The sequence below is a fragment of the Xanthomonas maliensis genome (assembly GCF_009192945.1).
GTDB classification, from domain to species: Bacteria; Pseudomonadota; Gammaproteobacteria; order Xanthomonadales; family Xanthomonadaceae; genus Xanthomonas; species Xanthomonas maliensis.
Genome location: NZ_NSET01000025.1, coordinates 142118 through 167814, shown reverse-complemented (window position 1 = coordinate 167814; position 25697 = coordinate 142118). Strand labels below are relative to the sequence as shown.

Here is a 25697-nt window from a genome sequence, read left to right as displayed (position 1 = left end):
CTTGCTGAATCCGCTCAGTGACACGGGCTCGTCGACCGGCGCGCAGTCTCATACCCTGAGACACCTTTCGCGTTGACTCTCCCACTTTGGGAGCCGCTGCATGCCCCCGTTTGCTCTTGCCCCCCGTACCGAATCCGCCGAGCGCGCCCTGGCCACCACCGATGGCCGTCCCAGCCGCGACGGTGCCTTGCTCAGCGCGCGACTGGAACGCCGCTACCACGACCGCATCACCGGCAGCTTCACCCTGCCCGGGCGCGAAGGCCGCTATGCGCCGCTGCCGGACGATGTGCCGCCCGCACTCGCCGCGGCCTTGCGCGCGCGCGGCATCGACCGTCTGTACAGCCATCAGGCCGAGGCCTGGGCGGCCAGCCAGCGCGGCGAGCACGTGGCCATCGTCACCCCCACCGCCTCGGGCAAGTCGCTGTGCTACACACTGCCGGTGGTAAGCGCGGCGATGACCGCGCGCAGCAAGGCGCTCTACCTGTTCCCGACCAAGGCCTTGGCGCAGGACCAGGTCGCCGAGTTGCTGGAGCTCAATCGTGCCGGCGAGCTGGGGGTCAAGGCCTTCACCTTCGACGGCGACACCCCCGGCGATGCGCGCCAGGCGATCCGCCTGCACGGCGACATCGTGGTCAGCAACCCGGACATGCTGCACCAGGCCATCCTGCCGCACCACACCAAGTGGGCGCAGTTCTTCGAGAACCTGCGCTATGTGGTGATCGACGAGATCCACACCTACCGCGGCGTGTTCGGCAGCCATGTCACCAACGTGCTGCGCCGGCTCAAGCGCATCTGCGCGTTCTACGGCGCCAACCCGCAGTTCATCCTGTGCTCGGCCACCATCGGCAACCCGCATGCGCACGCGCAGGCGCTGGTGGAGGAGCGCGTGCATGCCATCACCGAGTCCGGCGCGCCAACCGGCGACAAGCATGTGCTGTTGTGGAACCCGCCGGTGGTCAATGCCGACCTGGGCCTGCGTGCCTCGGCGCGCTCGCAGAGCAACCGGATCGCGCGCATCGCGATCAAGAGCGGGCTGAAGACGCTGGTGTTCGCACAGACGCGACTGATGGTGGAGGTGCTGACCAAGTACCTGAAGGACATCTTCGACCACGATCCGCGCAAGCCGGCACGCATCCGCGCCTACCGTGGCGGCTACCTGCCGACCGAACGGCGCGAGGTGGAACGGGCGATGCGGGCCGGCACCATCGACGGCATCGTTTCCACCTCCGCACTCGAGCTGGGCGTGGACATCGGCGCGCTGGACGTGGTGGTGCTCAATGGCTATCCGGGCAGCGTGGCGGCGACCTGGCAGCGCTTCGGCCGCGCCGGGCGCCGCCAGCAGCCGGCGCTGGGCGTGCTGGTGGCCAGCTCGCAGCCGCTGGACCAGTACGTCGTGCGGCATCCGGACTTCTTCGCCGATGCCTCACCCGAGCATGCGCGCATCGCCCCGGACCAGCCGCTGATCCTGTTCGACCACATCCGCTGCGCGGCGTTCGAGTTGCCGTTCATTGCCGACGAGCCATTCGGGCCAATCGATCCGCTGGTGTTCCTCGAAGCGCTGGCCGACAGCGGCGTGATCCACCAGGAGGGCGAGCGCTGGGAGTGGATCGCCGACAGCTATCCGGCCAATGCGGTCAGCCTGCGCTCGGTGGCCGATGGCAACTTCGTGGTGGTGGACAAGACCGATGGCAAGCAGCAGATCATTGCCGAAGTCGACTACTCGGCCGCGGCATTGACGCTGTACGAAGGCGCCATCCACATGGTGCAGAGCACGCCTTACCAGGTGGAGAAACTCGACTGGGAAGGCCGCAAGGCCTATGTCACCCGCACCCACGTCGACTACTACACCGACAGCATCGACTACACCAAGCTCAAGGTGCTGGACCGCTTCGATGGCGGCCCGGCCGGACGTGGCGATTGCCACCATGGCGAGGTGCACGTGGTGCGGCGGGTGTCCGGCTACAAGAAGATCCGCTATTACACCCACGAAAACATCGGCTACGGCCCGGTCAACCTGCCCGACCAGGAGCTGCACACCACCGCGGTCTGGTGGCAGTTGCCGCAGGCGACGCTGGGCAAGGCCTTCGGCAGCAAGCAGGACGCGCTGGACGGCTTTCTCGGCGCGGCTTATGCGCTACACGTGGTGGCCACGGTGGCGGTGATGGCCGATGCGCGCGACCTGCAGAAGGCGGTGGGCAACGGCGATGGCGCCTGGTTCGCAGTGGCCGACCAGAGCGGGCGCGGCCAGCTGCGCGGTGCCGAGGACGGGGTGGAAGGCGCGGTGGAACTGCAACAGGCCTTCGTGCCGACGGTGTATCTGTACGACAACTTCCCCGGCGGCGTGGGTCTGAGCGAGCCGTTGTGGCAACGCCAGGCGGAACTGCTGCAGCGGGCCGATGAGCTGGTGCAGCGCTGCGACTGCAGCGCCGGTTGCCCGGCGTGCGTCGGCCCGGTGCTGGCCGCACACGAAGCCGGCACTGGCGAATCGCCCAAGCGCCTGGCCTTGACCGTGCTGGCACTGTTGTCCGATCTGCACGCGCCACTGCGCCACGCCCCGCAGCTGGACGATGACGTGGCGCTGGACGTGCCTGCATGACGGTGAGTGCGGACCGCCTGCGCTTGCTGCGCCGCCAGGCCGGGCAGACCACGGCGCCAGCGGCAAACGGCGATGCCGCTGCGCAGTCGGCACAACCGATGGGCGATGGCCAGCCTCGCCCGCAAGCCACGGCGCGCAGTGAGCCCACCGTCCTTCCCGCCAATGGCATTGCCAGCGCGGACGTTACGCACCGCGATACGCCCAGGCCAATCGGTGATGACGACGCGCGCGCTGCGGCGGCCCATGTCACGCCACGCCATGACGCCGATCGCGCCGTGCGTGAGGTGGCACCGACGTGGCCGCGCCTGGCCGGCAATGCCGCGCTGCCGGCATCCGCTTCACACCCCACCAGCGCGACACCTGTCCGCGACGGCACGCAAGCAGGGGCGGTCACTGCCATGGCAACGGCTCCTGCATCGGCTGCGATGCAGGCGGCGCTGCCCGCGTCGGCGGCGCGCACGGCAGCGGGTGTCAGCGCCGAACGCCTGCGCCTGCTGCGTCGCCAGGTTGGCGGGCTCACGCCGACACCGCACCCGGATGCCGCACGACCGCCGTCGCGCGCGCCGCGAGCGCCGGTACCGGCGCCCGCGGTACACGTTCGCAGCGCACCGCCGGTGGATGCGGCACGACCATCGACGTCCACCGATCGCCTGCGCAGCCGCACTGCGCTCGGCCATCCCGCCGCACCGCCTCTCTCTTCAGACGTCACGCCATCGCCTGCAGCGGGCGGCGCCAGCGCCGCTGCCTCGGTGTTCGCCTGGGTGGAACACACCCAGCATCGTGCATCTTCGGCCACCGCACCGGCCACCGCACGCCAACCGACCAGCGCGGCTGCCGCCACGCCGACGCGTCCACCCCATCGCACCGATATAGACGCCTTGCGCCGCATGATCGGCCTGCGCGCGCGCGCGGTGCCGACGCCGCAGGCGCCGATGCCCACCGCAACCGTCGATCGTCAGCTGCCTGGCAGCGAAATCGCGCCCGGCCTGCACCTGATCGAAGCCTTCCTGCCGCAGCCGACGCCTGCTGCAGCGCTATCGCTGGCCTTTGCCAAGCGCGACGACGCAGTCGCCGCCGAGCACGTGCTGTTCTTCGACACCGAGACCACCGGCCTGGCCGGCGGCACCGGGACCCGCGCCTTCATGATCGGCGTCGCCGAGTGGCGCGGCGATCCGCACCTGGGCCACGGCCTGCGCGTCCGCCAATTGATGATCTCCACGATGGCGGCCGAGCGCGCCATGCTGGAGGTCTTTGCCAGTTGGCTGCAGCCACACACCGTGCTGTGCAGTTACAACGGTCGCTGCTACGACGCGCCACTATTGAAGACGCGTTACCGGCTGGCCCGGCGCGGCGACCCGATCTCGCCGCTGGACCATGTCGATCTGCTGTTTCCGACCCGCCGTCGTTATCGCGGCACCTGGGAGAACTGCAAGCTGTCCACCATCGAACGGCAGCTGTTGCAGGTGGTGCGCGAAGACGACCTGCCCGGTTCCGAAGCGCCAGCCGCCTGGCTGAACTATCTGCGCGGCGGCAGCGCGCGCAACCTGCGGCGCGTGGCCGCGCACAACCACCAGGACGTGGTCACGCTGTCGCTGTTGCTGCAACGGCTGGTGGCGGTGGACGCGCAGGAACGCGACGCGCTGACGCTGGTGGGCACCCCTTAGCCGCGTCAGCGCGCGGCGGGTCGAAGACCGCCGCCCCGTGCCCTGCGATCTCCCGCATGCGCTCGCCATGACGAGCGCCTAGAACAGCGTCTCTTTGAACGGCAGCATCGCCGCGCCCATCACCGTGGCATGAGACTGCACCTGTCCAACCAGCAGCGCCGGATACGGCGATGCGATGCCGCGCCGCGGTGCCGATTCGAACGTGATGCGTGCGATCAGCCGACGCGCCAGGTCCGCTGGCAGGCGTGCGCCGAACACGATGATCGGCGGATCGGCCAGGGCAATGATGGCCGCGACCGCCAGCGTTACCGTCGCTTGCACGGTGTCCAGCCAGGGCTCGATCTGCGGCCAACGTGGATCGTAGTGCTGCAGCATCGCGTGCAAGTCGGGCAAGGCGTGGCCGTCGGCCACCATGGCCTGGCGCAAGCTCTCCAGCGTGGGACGCGCAGTGCCGGTGATGGCCGAGATCCGTCCCAGCTCACCCGCATTGCCATGCGCGCCGCGACGCACGCCGCCGCCCGCGATCACGCCGGCAGCAAAGCCATCGGCGATAGACAGATAGACCAGATCCGGCGATTGGCGGCCGATCCCGTACAGCGCCTCGGCCAGGGCCGCGCAATGGGCATCGTTGTCCATCCAGACCGGCAACTGCAGGCACTCGGCCACCAACCGGTCCAGCTCCGCCTGCATCCACTCCTCCGCCAGCGACAGCGGCGGGTTGACGCGCGTGCCCTGGCCGATGCGCGGGCCGGTCATGCTCAGACCCACACCGAACAGGCGCTGCCGATCCACTCCCACGGCCTGCAACAGCTCTTCCACCAGCGCAGGCAGCTGCGTCCGCAGGTCGGCCAGGGTCAACGGGAAGGCGGTGAAGTGCCGCATGCCGCGGACCTGGCCGGCGAAGTCGATCAGTAGCACCGCGATGCCGTCGACCATCACCGACACTCCGAGGCTATAGGCATAGCCCGGAACCAAGCTCACCAGGGCGCTTGGCTGGCCGCGGCCACGACGCAGCGACGGCCCCAGCTGCAACAGCCCCTGGGCCACCAACGGGTCGATGATGCCCTTGGTGCCCGGCACGCTGAGGCCACAGGCGCGTGGCAGGTCCGCGCGCTCGACCTGGCCGGAACGCCGGACCAGGTCCAACAGCAAACGCTCGCTGGCGCTGGCGGCCAAGCCATCGCCGCGACGGCGGTACTGCGGACGGATGGCCGCGTTTGCGAAGAAGGGAGGCGGCAGCGGCGACGGCTCGGGCATTGTCATCAATCTTTTAATTAAGTCGCTTAATTTAATCGTCAGCGGCCACCACGGTGGGGCCGCCCGACCTGGATCGTGCCATGCGCCCGTTGCAACCTGATTCCCGCCCACGCCGTTTCCCGCTGCCGCAGGCGCACAGCCGACGCGCCTTGTCGGTCGCCCTGGGGCTGGCCTTGACTGGCGCGCTCAACGCAGCGGCCCAGGCCAGCGACGATCCGGGGACGAGCGACCCGCAGACACTGGATACCGTGCAGGTGCGTACCTCGTTCCAATCGCAGAACACCCGTGCCATCGCGACCAAGCAGGACGCCCCCACCATCGTCGACTCGGTCGCCGCCGACAGCATCGGACAGCTGCCGGATTTCAACGTCGGCGACGCGCTGCGCCGCGTGACGGGCGTCAGCACCGTGGAATACCAGGGCGAACCGCGCTACGTGACCGTGCGCGGCCTCAACGGCAACTACAACAGCATGCTGATCGACGGTTTCGCGTTCGCCAGCAATGACATCGGCAGCCGCCAGGCGCTGATGGACGTGCTGCCGGCCAATTTTGTCGACCGCATCGACGTGGTGAAGTCGCTGCTGCCGGAAAACGACGGCGGTGCGATCGGCGGTGTGACCAACCTGGTGACCGCCAACGGCTTTGGCCGTCCCGACGGGTTGCTGACCGTCTCTGCCAAAGGCGGCGCCAATCTGATGGGCGAGCGGTACGGGGGCCGCACGCCAGCGGGCGAAGCCGCGGTGAAATGGGGCAAGCGTTTCGGACCCGATGACCAATTCGCGTTCCTGGGCGCGGCCAGCGTCTGGCGGCGGGAAATCTTCGTGCCGCAGCAGGAAAACGGCAGCGGCTTGAACTGGTACAACGCCGATGGTACGCGCGCACCGGTGGCCTACGGCGGCGTGGGCGCCGCAGTGCCCAGCGAACGGCGCTGGTACAACTACGACAACACGCGCGAACGCAATGGACTGACGATGCGCATGGATTGGCAACCGGATGGCCCACTGAGTGGCCACGTGTCCGGCTACGCCTTCCACCAGCGCGAGACCTCCGACCGCAATGCTCAGGTCGCCCAGGTGCAGAACAGCGCGCGCCTGGCCCGCACTGATGCCGACAGCGGCACCCTGGACAACCTCAACCAACTGGTCGAACTCGGCCAGTTGCGCTGGAAGCGCGGGCTGTATGGGCTCAATGGCGAACTGCTGGCCGAACTGCCGTCGCAGTGGCGCGGCGCGCTGCGGGCCAGTACCTCGCGTGCCACCGTCGACAATCCGCAGACCTGGGATCGCTTTCAGCAGAACCGCCTGGCCTATGGGTTCGACTGGAACGGCAGCCTGCCTGCATTCACGCCACTGAGCCCTGCCCTGGCCGACGACCCCACACGCTATCCGGATCTGTATCACCAGCAGGAACGCACCCGTTACGCCGAGCGCGTCAGCGACCTGCAACTGGAACTGCGCCGCAATATGGACGAGGACAGCCGCGGGCTGGGCCTGGCCTGGGGGCTACGACAGGTGCGCACGCACATGCAGACCAGCTTCCAGCGCACCACCTGGAACAGCTTGCCGTATACCTTGGCCGACGTGCTGGGTGACCCGACCTGCGCACTGGGCTGCAACATGCCGATGCTGACGATCGATCCGTCCTTGGCGGACGCACGCTGGGACGCCGTCGCCAGCCAGGCGAGCGGCGTGGTGGATACCTCGGCGCAGAACAGCGGCAGCTACAGCGTGGACGAACAGGTGCGCGCCGGCTTTGCGCAGGCGCAATGGCGCGGCGAACGCTGGCGCCTGGCCGGGGGCGTGCGCCTGGAGCAGACGCGCTTCGGCAGCAGTGGCGAGCAATTGAGCGGCAGCGTCTGGACGCCGGTCAGTGCGGTGCGGACCTATCGCAATTGGCTGCCCTCACTGGCGGCGAGCCTGCAGACCAGCGCCAACGGCACCTTGCGCTTTGGCGCTTCGCGCTCGATCGGGCGGCCACGGCTGGACCAGATGGCGTTGAACGGCGGCGTGCTGACGCTCACCGGCTCACCGCCGACGCTCAACCAGGGCAATCCGGACCTGCAACCGCGCCGCTCGGAGAACCTCGACCTCGGCCACGATTGGAGCTTCGACGATGGCGGCAGCCTGCTGTCGATCGCCGTGTTCCACAAGACCATCGCCGACGAAATCTTCCGCTACGGCCAATTGCAGACTCTCGACGGCCAGCAGGTCCTGGTCACCCAGCCACGCAATAGCGACCGACCGGTGCGCATGCGCGGGGCCGAACTCGGCGCGATCAAGGAACTGGGACCCTGGCTGCCGGCATTGAACGGCCTGTCGGTCAGCGCCAATGTCACTTTCTTGGATGTCGATTACCCGGTGGTCCTGGGCGATGGCAGCCGTACCGCGTTGACGGTGCTGCCGCAGCAACCCAAGCAGTTGTGGAATCTCGCACTGAATTACGCGCGCGGCCCGCTGAGCGCATCGCTGGCCTGGAACCATACCGGTGTGCTGTGGGACGACCGCTACCCCAACTACAGCAACCAGCTGGAGTTCTATCGCAACCGCTACCAGCAGACGCTGGATCGCGTCGACCTGAAGCTGGGGTGGGACATTTCGCCAGCGGTCGCCCTCAGCCTGGACGTGCTCAACCTCACCGGTCAGGGCTACCAGTACCGCATCGGCCGGCAGCAGGAATACGTGCAGTCGGCCTGGAAGATGGCCCCCACCGTGATGCTTGGCATCAACGTCAAACTCTGAGGAGCTGCGCATGTCGCCCACACTGCAATCCCGTGTCAGCCGCCGCGGTCTCCTCGCCGCCGCCGGCGTCTCGCTGTTGGCGAGCGCGCTGCCAACAGCGGCCACGCCCGCCACGCCTCCGGACGTGGGCCGCAAGTTCCTGCGTTCGCGCGAGCCGATGACGTTTGTCGGCAATACCTTCGTTGGCCATCTCGAACAACAGGGCGCTGGCTACGACAGCTTCGACCACGTGCTGGATATCTACCGGCAATTGCCTGCACAGCCGTTTGGTCACAAATTCGCCTTGCTGCCGCCGAGCAGCTATCACGTGACCTTGCTGGGCGGGGTCAACGACATCGATCGCAGACACGGCCCGTGGCCCGACGACATGGCGCGCGACGTTCCACTCGACAAAATGGCAGCAGTCTTCCTGTCGCGACTGCAACAACAGGCCGCCACCCCACTGGGCGCCTGCCGGTTCCTGGTCGATCCGGCTGCCGCCAAAACCGGCCGCAACGACAATCTGCTGATTCCCTTGCGGCCGGCGGACGCGCAGACCGCCCAGCGGCTGGAGGCTGCGCGCCAACGGCTGATGGCCCTGATCCGGCTAAAGCGCCCCGACTACATCGACTACCGATTTCATATTTCGCTGGCGTACCTTTGCGAGACGCTCGACAGCGCAGAACGGGCCGCCTACCGCGCCGCGGTCGGCCATTGGCTGACGCGGCTTGCGGCAGCCGGGCCGATCACGGTGCCGCGCTTTCATTTCTGCACGCTGGCGGACATGTACGCCTTTCGGACACTGCACGAGGTGTAGATGCAGCTCAGCGTGGCGAGGCACGGGCAACGGCTCACCGCAACGTTTGGCGACCGACCGACGGCTAACGCCGACGCAACGCAGGTCTGCTCACGCGTGCGGCACCTTGCTGCGACATATGCGGTGATCGACGGCACCATGGTGGCCATCCGGCTCGGCGCGTGGATGCGTGGCGTCGTGTCATCGGGAAGGGTGACGTGCTGGTCGCGCTCCTGTCTGCGCATCGCACACTGCACGGCCGCGGGGTGCGCACGGCGCGCGGCCAAGGCGAGCAACCCTGCACTACGCGCTGGTCTCCGACACCGTCGTGTGCATCTGCCAAGCGGCAAATTCCTGCTCGAACTCGGCCAGCGTCAGCAATCCCACACAGGCGTGCGCACCGCTGGGCAGGGTGTGTCCGGCGGCCAGCTTGCGCACCAGCAGGATCGCGGCGAAGCAGGGAATCTCCGGTCCGTGCAGCATGGCTGCGGTCAGATCCCAGCGCAGCGTGCAGGTCTTGCCAGCGCGTTGGCCCTGCAGTTCCACCCGCATGCCGCCCAGGTCGCTGCCGAAGTGGTCGAACCAACGCCCGGCGCGCGCCAGCACATGCGCCAGCCGCGCCATCGGCAGCGGCACGCCATGCGTGCGCAACCAGGCAATCGCCGCCAGGCCGCGCTGCAACAGCGGCAACTCCAGTGCCGCGCGGAAGCGCACGCTGCGCACGCCGGGATAGCGCGCGGGCAACAGTGCGTGATCAGGCACGTCGCAGGGCGCGGCCAGCCGCGGCGCCAACTGCGCAAAGCGCACGCGCTGCGGCCGGGCCCAGCCCACCACCGGCTGCCAGCGGCCGGCCTCCCACCAGGTGAACGGTGTGCCGCAATACGACAGCACGGCGCGCACGGTCGCCAGGCCGAGCGGCGTCGCTTGCGCCGGGGCGATCACCAGGTCGATGCCGTCCAGTACGTCCAGCCGCGGCAACAGCGCATCCACCACCGCGCTGGACAGTGCCGGCAAGGTGCTGGCACCACTGATCGCGGTCCGTCCAACGCGCTGGGCGAGCGCGTCGACTGCGGTCGGGAACTGCTGCACAAAGGCGCGGCCATCGGCCAGATCGATGTAGTGCATGCCGGCCCCCAGGCAGGCGCGGGCGACCGCGTAGTCCTGGCCCTGGAACGGGCCGGCGGTATGCACGACCACCTCGGCGCCGGTGGCCGCCAGGCGCACTGCAAAGTCCGCGGCAGCGATGTCCAGCGTGCAGGCGGTGATGCGGCCGGACGGGACCTGCGGCCAGGTGGTCGCGACCGCCTGCGGATGCCGGCCAGCCGCGATCACCTCGATCTGCTGCATCGCCGCCAGCGCACGCACGATGCGCGCGCCAAAATGGCCGTAGCCGCCCAACACCAGCACTCGATACGTCATCGCCGACACGCGTTGTGGATGCGCCGCGCAGTATCGACGAAATGCCGGTCTCCCGCTCAGCCCTCGACCGGCACCGCCAGCCCGCGATCGACGGCATCGCGGATCAGGCGTTGCAGTTCCGCATCGGCGTGCGCGCTGGCAGCTGCCTGCTGGTGCGCCAGCTCGGCTTGCCGCACGCCCAAGGCGGCCTGCTGTTTGGCCAGCGCCTCGATCTGCTGCTGCAAACCAGACGTTTGCAGCGCCCGTTCGGCCTGGCGCGCGGCCTGCTCGGCGGCGCGCTCGGCAATGCCGTCGCGGTCGATCGTTGCACGCGCCTGTTCGGCCGCTGCAGCGGCAGCACGCGCCCCGTAGGTGGCCATTTGCGCGCCCAGCGCACCCTGGCGCGCACCCAGTTGCCCCTGCTGTTCGCCCAGCGTTCCTTGCGCCTGACCCAGCTGGCTCACCGGCGCATACAGCGACTCCAGACGGCGCAAGGTTGCTGCATCGCGCACCACGTACTGCCGCCCATTCTTGCGGAACCACAGCAACTGATCGCCGTTGGCAACCGCGCGGGCGCGGTGCAGATCCTGCAACGACCCATCCATCGTGCTCCGCCCCTGACGCAGCAAGACGTAGGCATCGCGGTTGGGCGCATCGCGCAGGGTCAGATGGCCGTCGGTGACCAGGCCAGTGACCGAGGCACCGGTCGGTGGCAGTGGCGCCGGCGGTGCGGCGGGCGCCGCGGGGGCAGCCGGCGCCGCGGCAGCATCGGGAGCGGCAGGTGCCGCAGGTGCGGCGGGCGCAGCAGGGGCAGGCGACGCCGCGACGGTCGGCGCTTTGGGCGGCAGCGGCGGTACTGGGGCGACCGGCGGAGTCGGCGGTGCCGGCATGGCGACCAGTCGCAACGGCAGCACGCCGGTCAGGGCGACGGCCCCCAGGATCAGGGCAGCGCCCCAGCGCGGGAAGGAACGGGTGTTCTGCAACATGTGCAATCTCCGCTTCAGGCTGAGGAAGGACGGCGAGGCGCTGGCCACGCCGCCGATAGGACGCGCTGCCACACCCAATTGCAGCAGCAAGCGGCCGTAGTGATGGCGACAATGTCGGTGACCGGCGACCACGTCGGCATCGCAGGCCGCTTCGCGCGCGATGGCGTATTCGCGCGCGGCCAGATGCACCAACGGATGAAAGAAGAACAGGTGCTGGGCCACGGCTGGCAGCAAGCCCCACCACAGATCGCGCCGGCGCAGATGCACCAGCTCGTGGGTCAGGGCCATGTCGAGATCGTCGCCGGTCAGCGCGGGCTGACGGCCGGCCGGCAGCAGCAGCACCGGCTTCCAGGGACCGATCAGCTGCGGCGAGGCGATCTGCGTCGACAACCGCAGCTGCGGCGGCCGCGCCAGGCCATGCGCCTCGGCCGCCATGCGTAGTGCCGCCACCAAACTGTGGTCCGTGCAGGGCACTGCGTGGCGTACCAGTGCGCGGCTGCGGCGATACGCGCGCAGCGTTCCCACCGCCATCGCCAACACGCCGGCGGCCCACAGCGCAGCCAACCACACCGGCCATTGCGGGGCAGGTGCGGCGGCGACCGCCGCCGCCGATGCAGGGGTTGCCGGCACTGCGGCAGCCAGGTCGGCAGGTGCGAGCACCAGCGCCGGCGCCTGGGTCGGTGCCGGCAGCACCGGCACCTGCAACGGCGCCTGCCAGAACACACCGGCCACCGCTTGTACTGCCACCAACCACCACAGCCAGGTCTGCGTGCGCGCAGGCAACCGCCGCAGGCTGCGGCAGAGCGCCCAGACCACCAGTACCAACACCGCGGTCTGCAGGCTGGTGGCGCCGAGTGTCCACAGCAGGGTCTCGATCGTCATGGCTCAATCCTCCTTGCGCTGCGACTGCAGCTTGGCGACCAATGCTTCCAGCTCGGCCAGCTCGCTGTCGCTGACCTCAGCGCGCTGCGACATCCAGGCCACGAACGGCGACACCGAACCCTGCAGGGTCTTCTCGACGAACTGGCCCACCGCCGAGCGCACGACGTCGTCCTGCCCGGCGGTGGCGCTGTAGCGGTACGCCCCGCCCGCCTGCTTACGGCGCAGAAAGCCTTTGGCGCGCAGGCGCTCCATCATGGTCAGCACGGTCGAGCGCGCCAGCCCGCGCGCCTCGCCGAACGCCGCGGCCACCTCGCCGACGCTGCTCGGGCCTTGCTGTTCGATATGTTGCAGCAGGGCCAGCTCCTGGTCCCCGATGGTCTTGCCACGCATGGCCCGCCTCCTGACTACAGTTGTCGTCAACATAGGCCTGACGACAACTGTAGTCAATAGGTCGGAAGGCAGGGGTCGGAGCGAGGACCGCGATAGCGCTGCGGACGATCGCTTCGCACCACATGCCGTTGTCGCGCTTGCTCAGTTCTGGCGTGCGCGCCGCAGATCGCGTTGCTTATGCAGGTGTTGCAGGGTCAGCCGAACCACGCGCACGCCGGGATAGACCCAGCGCAACGCGCGCGGCAGTGGCAGCGCCAGGCGGTCGGCATCGGTCGGGGCCAGCAAGCCTGGGAGCAAGCCGAGTCGTCCACGCCAGCGCGATTGCAGCGACAGCAGATAACGGGCGTAGCCGGTCACCCCCAAGCGCACCGCCAGATCCGCACCACGGTCGGACCCTAGTGCATCCAGGCAGGGCAACAGCGCTGCAGCGGCCGGACGTGCCGCACGCAGCAACGCGGATTGGCGCTGCAATGCATCCGGCAGCGCGACACCCAGGCTGGCTTCGACCAGCAGCGCGCTCAAGGCCAGCTGGCGCTCCACGCCGAGCCGACGCGCCAACGCGAGCACCGCATCCCAATCCAGCTGCGGACTGCACAGCGCATGGGCCATGTCCACCAACCAGAATGCGCGATGCCAATGATGTTTGGTGCCATGAAAGGCGGCATACACCACGGCGGCCGGTGGCGACAGCGTGGGCACCTGCATGCCAGCGAGCGTCACGTTGCCGAGATGATCGCGCCAGACCTCGGCGCTGAGCGGGAACTGGCGCTCGTGGTTGGCCAACCGCAGATGCAGTTCCAGCACCACTCCGCTCGCCGGGTGTTGCAGTGGCAAGGCGTGGTTACGGCGGCAATAGCCAGCGAGATCTGCGGCGGCATCCGCTTGCAGTGCGTAACCCAGGGTTTGCAACGTCGACAACGCGTCGTGCAGCGCGTGTGCCTCGATCAATACGTCGATGTCGCAGGCCTCGCGATGCGCTTGCCCAAACAACGCGGCGTATCCGTGCCCCTTGAGCAAGCAACAACGCAAGCCGGCGCGCTGCAGCGCGATGACGACCTCGCGTACCGCCGCAGTCTGTTGCAAGCCACGCAGAAGCATTCGCCGCTGGCGTTGCCGCAGCGCATTGCGCAATGGTTCTGGGACACCGGCTGGCAATGTCTCTGCGGCTGGAAGCGCCAGCGCCATCCGGTGCTGCGCCAAGGCGCGCTCGAACATGGCCACATCGGGTGGGGCGCATTGCGACGGCGCCCCCTCACCACGATCATGCTGCCGCCACAGCGACAGCACATAGTCGAATGCAGGCGACCATGTCGCGCAAACGCGCTCGAGCGCAACACATGCCTCCATTTCAGCGACGGACGGCACGAGAATCACAAGTGGTGAACGCGCGCACCTTGCCGCGTGTACGGACTGTGCTACGTTCAATGCCAGGGGCCATATCCGCGTCTGCGGATTGCGGGGAATACTGAGCGAAGTCGTAATCGATGCACATCGTTTTGCGCCGCCTGACGGCCATGTCTGTCATGCCGGCCCAGCGCCGATGCGCTGTGCATGCCCCGCGCTATTAATAGCACAGCGTTCGCCGCCTCGCGGCTTGCGCGGAAGCGCCGCGGGAGCGTTTTGCACGGGGTTGCTGCGATGGCTTGGGTCAATCCCAGGGTTCTTATCCATGCGCTTGATATTGCCGATCGTTGAGGAGCCGTTTTATGAATGAGACCGACGCGTTTGTAGGTGAAATTCGCCTATTCCCGACGGACTGGGCACCGGCCGGATGGTTGCCATGTGATGGCCGCGCGTTGCCGATCAACAGCAACGCCGCATTAGCGTCCTTGCTCGGCGCCCAGTTCGGGGGCGACGGCAAGACCACGTTCAATCTGCCGGATCTGCGCGGGCGCGTGCCTGTCGGTCAGGGCGTCAATCCGCTCACTTCGCCCCCCGTGTCCTATACGGTTGGCACCTATGGCGGGTTGGAGGCCGTCGCGCTGACCGCCGCGCAGATTCCGCCGCATATACACGAGGTCAATGCGTTTGCCGCGGCGGCGACGACCGCCGCGGCCTCGACCACCGTCCTATTGGCCCAGACCGAGGCGTCGCAAAACCTGTATGCGCCGGCCGGCACGCCGACCGCGCTGGCCGCCGACTCGGTGAGCCAGCAAGGTGCCGGCGCCGCTCACAACAACATGCAGCCATCGCTGGTGCTGAACTTCTGCATCTGCACGGTCGGCATCTACCCGCCGCGCCCCTGACGCGGGCCCCAAAGGAGCCACACCATGGATGCCTATCTCGGTCAAATCATCCTGTTTGCCGGCAATTACGAACCCCAGGGCTGGGCGTTTTGCGATGGACGTCAGTTGCAGATCAACAATTACATGGCGCTTTATTCGCTGATCGGGACCACGTACGGCGGCGACGCAAGAACCACCTTCAACCTGCCGGACCTGCGCGGCCGCGTTGCGATCTCGCAAGGCCAGGGTGCGGCGCGTGCGCCGGCGCCGCAACTGACGGCGCGCGTGCTCGGGCAGCAATTCGGCACCGAGACGGTGTCGCTGCAACTGGCGGAGATGCCTGCGCACACGCATGCGCTGCAGGCGTTCAATGCGCCGGCGTCTTCGTCAGTGCCTACCACGCAATTGCCTGCAGTCACCCAGAACGGCGAAACGGCGTATTTCGTTCCTCCTGCCGGTTCGACTCCCGCCGTCGCCACGCTGGCACCCAATGCGGTGAGCGTCGCCGGCGCAGGCCTACCGCACGACAACCACATGGCGACGCAGACGCTGAACTATCTGATCTGCCTGAACGGGTTCTACCCGCAGCGGCCGTGACCGGTCATCGCAAAGGAGTTCGACATGTCCAATAGCTTTATCGGCGAAGTGCGCGCGTTCCCTTACAACTTTGCGCCCGATGGCTGGCTCGATTGCCTGGGGCAGACGGTCAGCATCAATCAGTACCAGGCGCTATTCGGAGTGATCGGCTTCACCTACGGCGGCGACAGGCAGGCCACGTTCGGCTTGCCGGATCTACGCGGCCGTGCAGTCACCGGCCAGGGCCAAGGTACCGGCTTGAGCAACTACACGATTGGCCAGTTGCAGGGCGCCGATTCGGTGGCGCTGGCGTCGTCGTCGCAGTTGCCCGCGCATACCCATACCATCACCACCAAGTTCCTGCCGCCTTCGGCCGCCCCGGGAGCGGCCGTCAACACGCCAAGCACGAGCGCCTACCTGTCGCGCCTGCTCAATCCGACCACCTCGCCGCCGACCTCCTACAAGGCGTATGCGCCGGCGTCGACGACGGCGATGGTGCCCTTGTCGCCCAATGCGCTGGCCGCCTTTCCGCCAGGCGTGCAGCCGGCACAGGCGCACGAGAATCGGCAGCCGTTCACCACGATTCGTTATTGCATCTGCGCCACCGACGGCATCTATCCGCCCCGGCCGTGATGCCGCCGCAGTTCGCCTGCCCTGCATCATTGCTGGCGCAGGGCATGGCGTCACGCCCCCAACGCGAGGCGGATCTGCCCGCGTTGCGCGCATTGTTCCGCACCCAGCGTTGGGCCGAGTTCGCGATGTTGCCGTGGGACGATGCAGCCCGAGCGGCGTTCATCGATCAGCAGTTCGACGCGCAGCAGCGTCACTACACCCTCAGCCAGGCGCACGTGTTGTTTCTGGTGATCACCGAGGGCGAGCGGGTGATCGGGCGGCTCTACCTGGGTGGCGACGCGACAAGGACGGTCCGACTACTCGACATCCTGCTGTTGCCGGATCGCCGTGGGCAAGGCGTGGGGACCATGTTGATCGCGGCGCTGTTGGCACAAGCGAAGGTCGATGGCCGCGAGGTGGTGTTGCAGGTCGACAAGCACAATCCGGCCTTCGAGCTGTATCGTCGGCTCGGCTTTCGCACTTACGAGGATACCGGCATCGCCTGGAAGATGGCGTGGTCGCAAAGCACGTCCGAGCGACGTTGAGCCTGTGCCAGGACTCAGGCGTCGTGGTAACCCAGCCAGGCCATGGTGGGGCCATGGCAGGCGAGCATACGTGCCGCTTGTGCCGCGCTGAGGGCGCTGCGCCACGCCCCTGCGCGCCCCTGCCGGAAGAAGCGCGCCTGCCCGTGCTGGCGCTCGACGAATCCATGGCGCTCCTCGCTGTCGCGCAGCACCTCGAAGCGACAGGCCGCGACAGCGTGCGCGATGCGTGCCGGCGCCGTGGGCAGCCCCAGAAAGCCGGCCAGCCGCGCCGTTTCTTGCAACGGATTCGCCAACAAGTCCTCGTACCGCAACAGCAGACGCGGGCCAGGCGCATGCAGCCAGGACGCCACATGTTCCGACCACGAGCCGAAGCATTGCCGAGTCTGCGGCCGATAGCGAGCCAGGGTATGACTCACCGTGGTGCGTTCGGCGAGTTGCGCGATCGCGGCATCCAGGTCGATGCCGGCGTGGTCGGCCCAGGACGGAGCGACGTCGCGCGGATCGCGCACGATGTAGACGATGCCAGAGGTCGCCACGGCGGGGAACAGCATGGGGTCGTAGCGGTCATGAACCTTGAGCACGCTCGAGCCCTGCATCGCGCAGCGACGATGGGCCGCGCCGCGCAGCGGCTGCAGTTCGGACGGTGTCAGATCGGCGATATCCACCTCGAGATGGCGCTCCAACCACGCCCGCGATGCGGCATTCGGCAGTGCCGGTGCGAGCTCGTCGAGCGTCAGCGCAGCGTTGCCTTTGCGCAAGCTGGCGATCAGGCAGCGCACCCAGGTATTGCCCGACTTGGGGTACGAGGCGAGCCAGACGATCCCAGTTCGGCTCATAGGCCGAAATGGGCTTCGATGACGTCGACGGTGCTGTCCAGCGCGTCGAAGCGGCGTGGCCGCCGCAGGCGCCAGACCGGTACCTGGCGCGCGATCGCCGCAGCTTGCGCAAACGTGACCGCGTGCAACCCCAACCGCACGGCGGCCGGCGAGCGTGCCAGATACCCGTGCAACACCGGCAATGCCTTCTGCGGCGACAGGCGCTGAACCTGCGGCTCGGCGGCATCGCCCAGGACGACGACGGCGTCCAGGCGCGCTGGCGCTGCATCGAACCCAGCGCTCGGCCGCAGGTCGAACTTTTCCATGCACGGTCGCACCCGTGGCGCATCGCTCATGGGAATTTGCAGCGACTCCACTGTGTCGCGCCAGAGTTTCAGCCGCGGAAACGCCGGCAGCACCATGACACCGCCCGCCGCGTCGGGCTGGATCACCGTGAGATCGTCGCTGAGCAGGCCATGGCCGCGGTTGAGCAAGGCCGCCGCCAGCGTGGATTTCCCCGCGCCGCTATGACCGGCAAAGGCCACGGTCTGCGTGCCGATGCGCACACAGGCGGCATGCAGCGGAAACAGCCGGCGTTGCAGGCAGAGATAGCCCAGTGCCGAACCCAGCAGAAACAAGCGCCAACTGTCGTCGTGCGGATTCAGCCGCTGCACGCGTATCGATCGACCGGCCTGCACCTGGATGCGGACCACGTGCGGCACCTGCAACAGCACCGAGCCATCGCTACCGACGCTCAACCAGGACTCCGCCAGCTCGTGCGCGTCCAGCCGATCCGGCACGTCCGCTTCTTCGATCACCACGTCCACCGCGACAGACGTCGCGGTCTCCGGCCAGAGCGGCAACTCAGGCAGCCGCAATGCACTGCGCACGTGCCAGCCGCACAGCAAATAGTGATGGTGCAGCGGCATGGTCGGCGACATCTGGCGGGCGGCTACGTCGGTCAGGCGCGTATCTCCACCGCGCCAGCCTCATGCAGGGTCTGCAGCAGTACCGCCACGTCGGCCTCGATCGTGGCCCTGGGCGCGGCGTACTCGGCACTCAAGCGATCGCACAAGGTGGCGAACGCGCAAGGCGGCTCCAGGTGCGACCAGATGTCCCTGCCGATGGGATCCAGCGACAAATACAACCCGCGCTCGGTGCTCATGAGGACCAGTTCATCACCCATCTCTGCGGCCAGACAGCCGGATGTCCTGGCGACAATCGTGCTCGGTGCGATGCGCATCCCTGGACCAAATCGGTATGGAGACAGGAGCTTACCCAGGATGCATTGCGCTGCAAAGCGCGGCCGACCAGGTGCGCTAATCGCGGGGCACGGCGCGGCGGCGGAAGACGGCCTGCTCGTCGGCCTGCACAGGCAGCCGTCGGTTATCCGGACCGAACAGTGGTGTATCCGCGCGCGCTGGCGTCGGCAGGCACAACGCTGTGTCGAACCAACGCGCCGCCTGGGTGTCGCGCAGGCGGAAATTGGCATGTCGCAGCACCAGCAGGCCGCCGGGGCGCAGGCAGCGGACAAAATCCAGCAACTGTGCCTCGACATCCTCGAACCTGATCAGGTGATCGCAACGCTCGCCACGATGCGTCGCCAGATCGCCGCGGCGCAGCACCGCCAGGCAGAAAATGGCGTCGTAGCAGCCGTCGCCTTCCCCTGCCGTGTTGCCGGCCAACCGAAACTGCAGCCCTGTATCGGGCCTGGCAGCAAGCCGACGGTGGCAAGTGCCGATCGCATCTGGATGGATGTCCAACCCGGTAATAACAGCCTGGGGAAAGTAGGCACGCAAGCTGAAGACTTCTTCGCCGCTGGCGCAACCGAACGACAGCAGCCGCGCCTGGCTGTCAGCACCAAGGGTTTGCTGGACGAAGCCGAACAGCGCGGGATAGCGATCCATCGAGGTGGTGGCATAGTCCTGGAACAACGGGACCGGCGAGCTGAACTGCAGCCGCGCATACCCGCGGCCTTGGCGGCTGCGCAGCGCGCGATAGAGCAACCGGACTGCGACGGACATCGGCAACAGCCTGCGCCAGTGGAAGCGTTGCGGGGTCATCTGACTGCTGCGTCGGGCCGGAACGCAAACGACGTGGAGCAGCGATTCCCGCTCCCGTATCGCCAGGACCGCGGCCTCCCGGTCGCACGTGGACGTGTCGATGTCGCGAACGGCATGTGGTGGTAACCTGAGGCGCGCCATGTAAGCTGGGTCCCCGCGCGGGGGCGAACGGAACTTTACATGACGGTGACCGGGACATATGCCGCAGTTGCGTCCCACCGTGAACACGCACCCAAGCGTCTGGCTGTACGCGGCCACCTCAATCCATGGCAAGAAGGAGATTGCGCGATGCATGAGAACCAACCGGCTGCCTCGTCCGATCAGTCGATCCAGGGCGGACGCAAAATATGGGCGGCACCCGTGGTGTCCTTCCTGTCGATCGACGAGACAGCGAACAATGCCACGACGGGCAACGACGGTAACGGTACGTTTACCGGCTCCTGAGCGTAAGCGGCATCATCCGGCGCCATGAGTGATTTTGCCGGCGTCTGGCGGCTGGATGGCGCACCCGTCGCGCCAAGCGACATCCAGCGTGTCGGCCAGGCGCTGGAGGCGCGCGGGATCGGCCCGGTGCGCGTCTGGCAGGACGGGCCGGTCGCGCTGGTGCATCGCCAACATGTCTTCACCCCACAGGATGCCGACGAGGCCATGCCCTGGGTGGGGGCATCGGGCGCCGTCCTGGCGGCCGACGTGACGTTGGCCGCGCGCCAGGAGCTTGCGTCTGCGCTGGAGCCACCTGCCAGTGTCTCCCTGCCCGATGGTGTTCTGCTGTTGGAGGCCTTGCAGCGCTGGGATACCGCGGCGCTGCCACGCCTGCACGGATCCTATGCATTGGCGCTGTATCGGCCAGACCGGCAGCGCCTCTTGCTGGCCCGCGACCCGGTGGGCTTGCGCTCGTTGTTCGTGCACCGTGGGCCGCGCCTGATCGCATTCGCCACCCGCCTGCGTGCGCTGCTGGCACTGCCCGAGGTGCCGAAGGATCTGGACGAGCGGGCCTTGGCCGACAAACTGATCATGGACCGGGCTCGACCGGAACGCACCATCTATCGCGCCATCGACCGGGTGCCGATGGCGCACGCGCTTGTGCTGACCGCGGAGGCGACGCACCGCCAGCGCTGGTGGTCGCCGCCTGAGGCCGGATCGCTGCGCTTGCGCGACGACGCCGCGGTCGAGGCAGCGGCAGCCGAGGTACTGGACCGGGCGGTGGCCGATGCGCTGCGCGCACGCGGGCCGGTGGCCACCTGCCTGACCGGCGGACTGGACAGCGGTTCGGTCACGCTGTCGGCAGCGCGGCAACAGGCGCCGTCGCCGTTGCTGGTGCTTACGCGCCAACCGTTGCCCGCGATGGCCGCTGCCACGGCGACCCACTACTACGACGAGTCGCCGCGCGCGCGGCAGCTGGCCGCCAGTCATCCTGGTATCGACTGGCACCTGGTCGGCGACGACGCGACGGACTGGGGCGAACACGACCCCGCATGCTGGTGGCGCGAGGGCGCCCAGCCGGTCCGCTCGCCATCGAACATGGCTTGGTTCTTCCCGCTGTACCGGTTCCTGCACGCACGTGGTGGGCAGGTGATGCTGGGCGGTGAACTGGGCAACGCGTTCTTCAGCTACGACGGCCTGCTGCGGCTGCCGCAGTTAGTCCGTCAGCGGCAGTGGCGGGTGCTGGCAGGACAGGTCTCTGCACTTGCCACCAGTGTGGGCCTGAGTCGACGCAAGACCGTGCAGCGCTATCTGCTGCGTCCTGTCGCGCCGATCGCGATGCTGCGCCTGTGGCACGGTCTGCCGGCCGCGGTCTGGGAAGCGCAGGCGGCGCTGCAACCGGCGCTGGCACAGGCGCTTGGGATGCAGCAGTCGCTGGATCGGCGCCGGTACCGGTTGCGCCTGGGGGGCGGCCACACATCCCTGCGGACCTTCCGCGAGTGGATGTTGGGCGATGCCGGTCCGATGGACCTGATGAACACCCTGCGCGCGGTGTCCGGTGTCGACACGCGTTATCCGCTCGCAGACCGGCGGGTGATCGAATTCTTCGGCAGCCTGCCGCTGGATCAGTTCCTGCGTGATGGTGTCAGCCGGTCGTTGCCACGCCGCTTGCTGGCCGCACGTGGCGCGCCGCCGGAGATCCATGCCAACCGGGCAGTCGGCGTGCAGCAAGGCGATTGGTTCGTGCGGTTGAGTGCGCGGCGCGATGCGCTGCAGGCGCAACTGACCGACGCACGCAAGTCCCCGCTGGCCAATCGGGTCGTGGACCTGCAGCGCTTGCAGGCGCTGCTGGATCGCTGGCCGCAGGATGCCGCCGCGGCCGAGGCCCGACGCGCGGACTATCTGCAGCTGTTGGCGTCCGGCCTGCAGATGGCAGGCTTCCTGGCCTGGCACGAGCGCGGCGGTGGGTGATCGCGGTCAACGGCCGATCGAGCAGCACAATGCGCAGGCACGGGGGTGCGCCCCCCCCCCCACGCTGCCGTTTGCTAGGCTAGCGGGGAGCGATCACACCGTCGCACGGCGCGCCATCCAGACCGCGAAGGCGTGATTGTGCTCACCGACGTCCCCCGATACGGGCCCTCCGCCATGCGTTCTTCATCGTCGGCCCTGCAGTCACGCATGCGCACACCGCAGCATCCGGTCAGGTGCAGGCGCGGCACTCACGACGCAGCCGGGCCCGCCGCCGTGCGTCAGCCTCTCCGTTCCCGGGCAGACAGCCAGCGGTGAGCATGGTCCGCAGGGTCGTCCGCTCTCGCCGCGCGCTGGCCGCCGTTGGCCGTCTGCCCCGGTTCGAACGACTGCTGTTGCTGCCGGCCTGGGCGCTGCTGGGCGTGGCGCGTGCTGGCGTGCGATGGATCGGCTTCCGCCGGCTTGCGTCGCGGGTGGGCCGGCAGATGGCCGTGCCACCGGCATTGCCCTGCCTGGACGCACGTGCACGACGTCGTGCCCTGCAGATCGGCCGGACCGTGCGCTTGGCTGCCCGCCATACCGCCTGGAATTCCAATTGCCTGGCACAGGCCCTGGCCGCGCATTATCTGCTCGGGCTGTTCCGGGTCCCCCACCTGGTGTGCCTGGGCGTGGCACGCAGCGTCGATGGAGCGGAGCTACAGGCACATGCCTGGGTCGTCGCCGGCGACGAGCATGTGACCGGCGGCCGTGCGAGCGAGCGCTTCACCCGCATTGGCTGCTTCGTGCCGCGCGCGTGGAAAGCCCGATGAGGGTGGTGCACGGCATGGCGCGCCTGTTGCGGTGGGCGCCAGGTCGCCAGCGCCTCGGGTTGTTCGCCCTGATGGTGCTGGCCGGCGCGACCGAAGGCATCGGCATGCTGTTGCTGGTGCCCTTGCTCGGGGCCTTGCAAGGCGATGCCGCCACGGATGGGGTGGCAAGGCAGTTGGTCCGCATCCCCGTCGCGCTCGGACTTCCGACCACCTCACCGATTCCCTTGCTGCTGCTGTTCTGTACGGTCGTGCTGGTGCGCAATGCGATCCAGCTCGGCCGCGAGCGGGCGGCAGCCCAGCTGCAACAAGATGTGGGCGAGCGGCTGCGCATGGCCAGCTTCGCGGCGCTGCTCGGCGCGCAGTGGCGCTGGTTGGTGGGTCAGCGCACTGCCGACCACGCCAGCCTCATGCTCAGCGATGTCAGCCGCGCCGAAGTGGGGCTGGGACAAGGCTTGTCGCTGCTGGCTGCCGGCACGACCGCGCTGCTCTACCTGCTGGCTGCGATTGCATTGTCCTGGCAGCTGGCACTGATCGCGCTACTGAGTGGATCGGCACTGTTGTTGCTGATCGGCCGGCGGCGGCAGGGGACGGCGATGTTGGGCCGTCAACTGACGCAGGCCAACCAACGCCTGCACGCGGGCTTGCACGACCGCTTGTCCGGGCTGCGCCTGGCCAAGATCCTGGGGGCCGAAGCGCACTATCTGGCGGCATTCCGGCGCACGGCAGGCACCATGCACGATCAGCAGCTGCGTTTCGCCCATGGCCTGAGCAGCTCCAAGGCCTTGTTGCAGAGCGCCGGGGCAGTCCTGCTGGCATGCTACGTCTATGTCGGCCTGCAGGTCCTGCACGTGGCCATGGCCGAACTGTTGGTGCTGGTCGCGATCTTTGCCCGCCTGTTGCCACTCTTGAGCAACATCCAACAGCAACGCCAGTATTGCCTGCATGCGCTGGCGGCGTTCGACGCGATCGAACGCCGGCTGCAGGAAAGCAGTGACTGGGCCGAGCCCTCCCTGCCTGACGCCAGCGCTCCGATTCAACTGACGACCTCGATCGCGCTGTCTGCGGTCCAGGTGCAGTACGCCGGACGCGGCACGCCCGCACTGCAGGAACTGTCGCTGCGGCTGCCGGCGCGGACCACCACCGCCATCGTCGGCGCCTCCGGTGCCGGCAAGAGCACGCTGGCCGATGTCCTGAGTGGCTTGCTAAGTCCAGACCAGGGCACGCTGGCGATCGATGGCGTGGTGCTGGACGCGGCCGGGCGACGGGCCTGGCGACGCTCGGTCGCCTATGTCTCGCAGGACGCCTTCCTGCTCAACGACAGCGTGCGCAACAACCTCTTGATCGCCAGCCCGACTGCAAGCGAACAATCACTGCACGCTGCGCTGGAGCAGGCAGCGGCCCAGTTCGTGTATGCCCTGCCGCAGGGCTGGGAGACGCTGGTCGGCGACGGCGGCATGCCCTTGTCAGGTGGCGAGCGCCAGCGTCTGGCACTGGCGCGTGCGCTGCTGCAGCGGCCGGCGTTGCTGATCCTCGACGAAGCCACCAGCGCACTGGATCACGACAACGAAGCCCGCATCCGCGACGCGATCCATCGCCTGCATGGCGATCTGACGGTCTTGCTGATCGGTCATCGGCTGGCCTTGCTCGAACAGGCCGACAGCGTGCTGGTGCTGGATCGCGGCCAGTTGGTGGCGCAGGGTCCTTGGTCGATGGTGGCGCCACACTGGATCGGCGCACGGTGAGCCAGGGTTGGGCGGCAGCATGGCGCGCGCCCCTACGCGGGTTGTCGTTGCAATGGCTTTCGATCGTCTTCACTGCGACCGTGTCGTTGGCACTGTCGGTGTGGCTGGCTCGGACGATGGGCCCCGCCGGCTTCGGCCGCTACGCCTACCTCCTCAGCCTGGCGACCTTGTTGGCGCTGCTGCAGGACGTCGGCTTGCGCACCCTGGTCTTGCGTGAGGGGGTTGCGGCCAGCATTCCGGCGCCGGTGGCACGCGCACTGCCCGCGCTGGCACGCGGCCATCTGATCGGGACCACACTGCTGTTGGCCGCGGCAAGCCTGCTGGTGGCGCAGGCAGGCGGCGATCCCGCCTTGGTCTGGGCGGTCCTGTGCTTGGGTGCCGTCACCCTGACCCAGCTGGTCTCGGCGCAGCTGAAGGCTGCAGGCCGCTGGCAACGCGACGCGGGCTGGCTGGCCGGCGCGCGCGTGGTCAGTGCGCTGGTGGTGGTGGCGGCAGTGCTCTTGCTTGGCCCTGCCCCCGGCGTGGTCTTCGCCGCCTGGGGCAGCGGCCTGGTGCTGGCCTACCTGTGGATGGCAAAGGACGTGCATCAGCGTCCGCGCTGGCGACCACAACCGCTGGCCTACCGCGCGGCCGCGAGCTTCTTCTGGATCGATACGGCCACGGCCCTGTATCGCCGCAGCGACGTGGTGATCCTGCAGCACGCGGTGCCTTCCGCAGCGCTCGGTCAATACGCGGCGGCGTATCGCGTCTTTGACGGCGTGCTCTTGCTGGCGATGCCGGTGGCGCTGTTGTTGTTCCGCCAGCTGCGCCTGCGGCATGCACAGAGCCTGCAGGCGCAGCGCCTGCAGACCCAGGCCCTGTGGATCGCCGCAATTGCGGGACTGGGATTGGCCGCGGCCGGTGCCTGCCTCGGGAGCTGGCTGATGGAAGTGCTGTACGGCGCGGCCTACCGCGCCGTGGCCGGGCCGATACTCGGCTGGTTGTTCGCCGCATTCGTGTTCGTGCTGCCGAACTATGTGTTGACCCAAGCAGCCATCGCCGCTGATCAGCAGCGCTGGTACGTGATTGGCGCCGGGCTCGCTGCGGTGGTCAACATCGTGCTGAATCTGCTGCTTGCCCGCGCCTATGGCGTCCGCGGTGCGGCGGCGGCGGTGATCGTTACCGAGGCGATGCTGACCGGCGTGTTGTGGTACGGGCTGCGCCGTGCAGGGCGCGGCCGTTCTGCGACATAAC

At 68.2% G+C, this 25697-nt stretch carries 22 protein-coding genes; 13 read left to right on the top strand and 9 right to left on the bottom strand.

The annotated features are described in order from the left end of the window. Positions 1 to 100 precede the first annotated feature (100 nt). Positions 101 to 2596, top strand: a complete 2496-nt coding sequence (locus CKY51_RS08860) for a DEAD/DEAH box helicase (protein ID WP_022970642.1) — start codon at positions 101 to 103, stop codon at positions 2594 to 2596. After that, the gene (locus tag CKY51_RS08855) at positions 2593 to 4260 is read left to right on the top strand and encodes a ribonuclease H-like domain-containing protein (protein WP_022970641.1); all 1668 of its coding nucleotides are present in this window, start codon (positions 2593 to 2595) and stop codon (positions 4258 to 4260) included. Before CKY51_RS08860 ends, CKY51_RS08855 begins: the two co-directional genes overlap by 4 nt. A gap of 78 nt (positions 4261 to 4338) precedes the next feature. Here CKY51_RS08855 and CKY51_RS08850 read toward each other — a convergent pair whose 3' ends face one another. Next, positions 4339 to 5517: an ROK family protein gene (locus CKY51_RS08850; protein WP_022970640.1), complete on the bottom strand. Its 1179-nt coding sequence runs from the start codon at positions 5515 to 5517 to the stop codon at positions 4339 to 4341. 80 nt (positions 5518 to 5597) lie between these two features. Between CKY51_RS08850 and CKY51_RS08845 the strand changes: the two genes are divergently transcribed. After that, positions 5598 to 8255 (top strand): TonB-dependent receptor, encoded by a 2658-nt coding sequence (locus CKY51_RS08845; RefSeq protein WP_031338262.1) that lies wholly within the window; start codon positions 5598 to 5600, stop codon positions 8253 to 8255. A gap of 10 nt (positions 8256 to 8265) precedes the next feature. After that, positions 8266 to 9051, top strand: a complete 786-nt coding sequence (locus tag CKY51_RS08840; protein WP_022970638.1) for a DUF1868 domain-containing protein — start codon at positions 8266 to 8268, stop codon at positions 9049 to 9051. Positions 9052 to 9333: 282 nt separating this feature from the next. On the opposite strand, the gene CKY51_RS08835 is transcribed toward CKY51_RS08840, so the two are convergent. From CKY51_RS08835 to CKY51_RS08820, 4 genes are all read right to left on the bottom strand, one after another. Beyond that, on the bottom strand, positions 9334 to 10449 hold the full coding sequence (locus CKY51_RS08835) for a saccharopine dehydrogenase family protein (protein WP_022970637.1): 1116 nt from the start codon (positions 10447 to 10449) through the stop codon (positions 9334 to 9336). A 56-nt stretch (positions 10450 to 10505) separates the two neighbouring features. Next, positions 10506 to 12296 carry a M56 family metallopeptidase gene (locus CKY51_RS08830; protein ID WP_152249118.1) on the bottom strand — a complete coding sequence of 597 codons (1791 nt, stop codon included), beginning with the start codon at positions 12294 to 12296 and terminating at the stop codon, positions 10506 to 10508. 3 nt (positions 12297 to 12299) lie between these two features. Next, entirely contained in the window at positions 12300 to 12686 is a 387-nt protein-coding gene (locus CKY51_RS08825; RefSeq protein WP_022972355.1) for a BlaI/MecI/CopY family transcriptional regulator, read from the bottom strand. Positions 12687 to 12827: 141 nt separating this feature from the next. After that, a complete protein-coding gene (locus tag CKY51_RS08820; RefSeq protein WP_238319500.1) occupies positions 12828 to 13871 on the bottom strand; it encodes a nucleotidyltransferase family protein in 1044 nt (347 codons plus the stop codon). A gap of 521 nt (positions 13872 to 14392) precedes the next feature. Between CKY51_RS08820 and CKY51_RS08815 the strand changes: the two genes are divergently transcribed. From CKY51_RS08815 to CKY51_RS08800, 4 genes are read left to right on the top strand one after another with little or no spacing between them, the layout of a single operon-like run. Next, positions 14393 to 14932: a phage tail protein gene (locus CKY51_RS08815; RefSeq protein WP_022972357.1), complete on the top strand. Its 540-nt coding sequence runs from the start codon at positions 14393 to 14395 to the stop codon at positions 14930 to 14932. A gap of 24 nt (positions 14933 to 14956) precedes the next feature. Next, complete coding sequence (locus CKY51_RS08810) at positions 14957 to 15508, top strand: phage tail protein (protein WP_022972358.1); 552 nt, start codon at positions 14957 to 14959, stop codon at positions 15506 to 15508. A gap of 24 nt (positions 15509 to 15532) precedes the next feature. Further along, on the top strand, positions 15533 to 16120 hold the full coding sequence (locus CKY51_RS08805; protein ID WP_022972359.1) for a phage tail protein: 588 nt from the start codon (positions 15533 to 15535) through the stop codon (positions 16118 to 16120). A 44-nt stretch (positions 16121 to 16164) separates the two neighbouring features. Continuing rightward, a complete protein-coding gene (locus CKY51_RS08800) occupies positions 16165 to 16644 on the top strand; it encodes a GNAT family N-acetyltransferase (protein ID WP_031339784.1) in 480 nt (159 codons plus the stop codon). A gap of 14 nt (positions 16645 to 16658) precedes the next feature. Here CKY51_RS08800 and CKY51_RS08795 read toward each other — a convergent pair whose 3' ends face one another. From CKY51_RS08795 to CKY51_RS08780, 4 genes are all read right to left on the bottom strand, one after another. Continuing rightward, positions 16659 to 17480 carry a sulfotransferase domain-containing protein gene (locus CKY51_RS08795; protein ID WP_022972361.1) on the bottom strand — a complete coding sequence of 274 codons (822 nt, stop codon included), beginning with the start codon at positions 17478 to 17480 and terminating at the stop codon, positions 16659 to 16661. Then, positions 17477 to 18400, bottom strand: coding sequence for a hypothetical protein (locus CKY51_RS08790; protein ID WP_022972362.1), 924 nt, complete (start codon positions 18398 to 18400; stop codon positions 17477 to 17479). Before CKY51_RS08790 ends, CKY51_RS08795 begins: the two co-directional genes overlap by 4 nt. A gap of 20 nt (positions 18401 to 18420) precedes the next feature. Beyond that, positions 18421 to 18624: a PqqD family protein gene (locus CKY51_RS08785; protein ID WP_238319493.1), complete on the bottom strand. Its 204-nt coding sequence runs from the start codon at positions 18622 to 18624 to the stop codon at positions 18421 to 18423. Positions 18625 to 18778: 154 nt separating this feature from the next. Continuing rightward, positions 18779 to 19816 (bottom strand): class I SAM-dependent methyltransferase, encoded by a 1038-nt coding sequence (locus CKY51_RS08780; RefSeq protein WP_238319494.1) that lies wholly within the window; start codon positions 19814 to 19816, stop codon positions 18779 to 18781. Here CKY51_RS08780 and CKY51_RS22420 point away from each other — a divergent pair. The 5 genes from CKY51_RS22420 (at position 19811) to CKY51_RS08760 (ending at position 25696) form a co-directional block, all read left to right on the top strand. Continuing rightward, on the top strand, positions 19811 to 19966 hold the full coding sequence (locus CKY51_RS22420; protein ID WP_170292306.1) for a hypothetical protein: 156 nt from the start codon (positions 19811 to 19813) through the stop codon (positions 19964 to 19966). The genes CKY51_RS08780 and CKY51_RS22420 overlap by 6 nt on opposite strands. Before the next feature lie 24 nt (positions 19967 to 19990). Further along, complete coding sequence (locus CKY51_RS08775; RefSeq protein WP_022972366.1) at positions 19991 to 21916, top strand: asparagine synthetase B family protein; 1926 nt, start codon at positions 19991 to 19993, stop codon at positions 21914 to 21916. A 317-nt stretch (positions 21917 to 22233) separates the two neighbouring features. Next, on the top strand, positions 22234 to 22722 hold the full coding sequence (locus CKY51_RS08770; RefSeq protein WP_022972367.1) for a lasso peptide biosynthesis B2 protein: 489 nt from the start codon (positions 22234 to 22236) through the stop codon (positions 22720 to 22722). Next, complete coding sequence (locus CKY51_RS08765) at positions 22719 to 24464, top strand: ABC transporter ATP-binding protein (protein WP_022972368.1); 1746 nt, start codon at positions 22719 to 22721, stop codon at positions 24462 to 24464. Before CKY51_RS08770 ends, CKY51_RS08765 begins: the two co-directional genes overlap by 4 nt. Continuing rightward, on the top strand, positions 24461 to 25696 hold the full coding sequence (locus CKY51_RS08760) for a lipopolysaccharide biosynthesis protein (protein WP_031339787.1): 1236 nt from the start codon (positions 24461 to 24463) through the stop codon (positions 25694 to 25696). Before CKY51_RS08765 ends, CKY51_RS08760 begins: the two co-directional genes overlap by 4 nt. Position 25697: the final 1 nt, after the last annotated feature.

Coding starts and splice junctions, on each gene's coding strand:
- CKY51_RS08860 (WP_022970642.1), top strand. CDS start 101: ATGCCCCCGTTTGCTCTTGCCCCCCGTACCGAATCCGCCGAGCGCGCC.
- CKY51_RS08855 (WP_022970641.1), top strand. CDS start 2,593: ATGACGGTGAGTGCGGACCGCCTGCGCTTGCTGCGCCGCCAGGCCGGG.
- CKY51_RS08850 (WP_022970640.1), bottom strand. CDS start 5,517: ATGCCCGAGCCGTCGCCGCTGCCGCCTCCCTTCTTCGCAAACGCGGCC.
- CKY51_RS08845 (WP_031338262.1), top strand. CDS start 5,598: ATGCGCCCGTTGCAACCTGATTCCCGCCCACGCCGTTTCCCGCTGCCG.
- CKY51_RS08840 (WP_022970638.1), top strand. CDS start 8,266: ATGTCGCCCACACTGCAATCCCGTGTCAGCCGCCGCGGTCTCCTCGCC.
- CKY51_RS08835 (WP_022970637.1), bottom strand. CDS start 10,449: ATGACGTATCGAGTGCTGGTGTTGGGCGGCTACGGCCATTTTGGCGCG.
- CKY51_RS08830 (WP_152249118.1), bottom strand. CDS start 12,296: ATGACGATCGAGACCCTGCTGTGGACACTCGGCGCCACCAGCCTGCAG.
- CKY51_RS08825 (WP_022972355.1), bottom strand. CDS start 12,686: ATGCGTGGCAAGACCATCGGGGACCAGGAGCTGGCCCTGCTGCAACAT.
- CKY51_RS08820 (WP_238319500.1), bottom strand. CDS start 13,871: ATGGCGCTGGCGCTTCCAGCCGCAGAGACATTGCCAGCCGGTGTCCCA.
- CKY51_RS08815 (WP_022972357.1), top strand. CDS start 14,393: ATGAATGAGACCGACGCGTTTGTAGGTGAAATTCGCCTATTCCCGACG.
- CKY51_RS08810 (WP_022972358.1), top strand. CDS start 14,957: ATGGATGCCTATCTCGGTCAAATCATCCTGTTTGCCGGCAATTACGAA.
- CKY51_RS08805 (WP_022972359.1), top strand. CDS start 15,533: ATGTCCAATAGCTTTATCGGCGAAGTGCGCGCGTTCCCTTACAACTTT.
- CKY51_RS08800 (WP_031339784.1), top strand. CDS start 16,165: ATGGCGTCACGCCCCCAACGCGAGGCGGATCTGCCCGCGTTGCGCGCA.
- CKY51_RS08795 (WP_022972361.1), bottom strand. CDS start 17,480: ATGAGCCGAACTGGGATCGTCTGGCTCGCCTCGTACCCCAAGTCGGGC.
- CKY51_RS08790 (WP_022972362.1), bottom strand. CDS start 18,400: ATGTCGCCGACCATGCCGCTGCACCATCACTATTTGCTGTGCGGCTGG.
- CKY51_RS08785 (WP_238319493.1), bottom strand. CDS start 18,624: ATGAGCACCGAGCGCGGGTTGTATTTGTCGCTGGATCCCATCGGCAGG.
- CKY51_RS22420 (WP_170292306.1), top strand. CDS start 19,811: ATGCATGAGAACCAACCGGCTGCCTCGTCCGATCAGTCGATCCAGGGC.
- CKY51_RS08780 (WP_238319494.1), bottom strand. CDS start 19,816: ATGCATCGCGCAATCTCCTTCTTGCCATGGATTGAGGTGGCCGCGTAC.
- CKY51_RS08775 (WP_022972366.1), top strand. CDS start 19,991: ATGAGTGATTTTGCCGGCGTCTGGCGGCTGGATGGCGCACCCGTCGCG.
- CKY51_RS08770 (WP_022972367.1), top strand. CDS start 22,234: ATGGTCCGCAGGGTCGTCCGCTCTCGCCGCGCGCTGGCCGCCGTTGGC.
- CKY51_RS08765 (WP_022972368.1), top strand. CDS start 22,719: ATGAGGGTGGTGCACGGCATGGCGCGCCTGTTGCGGTGGGCGCCAGGT.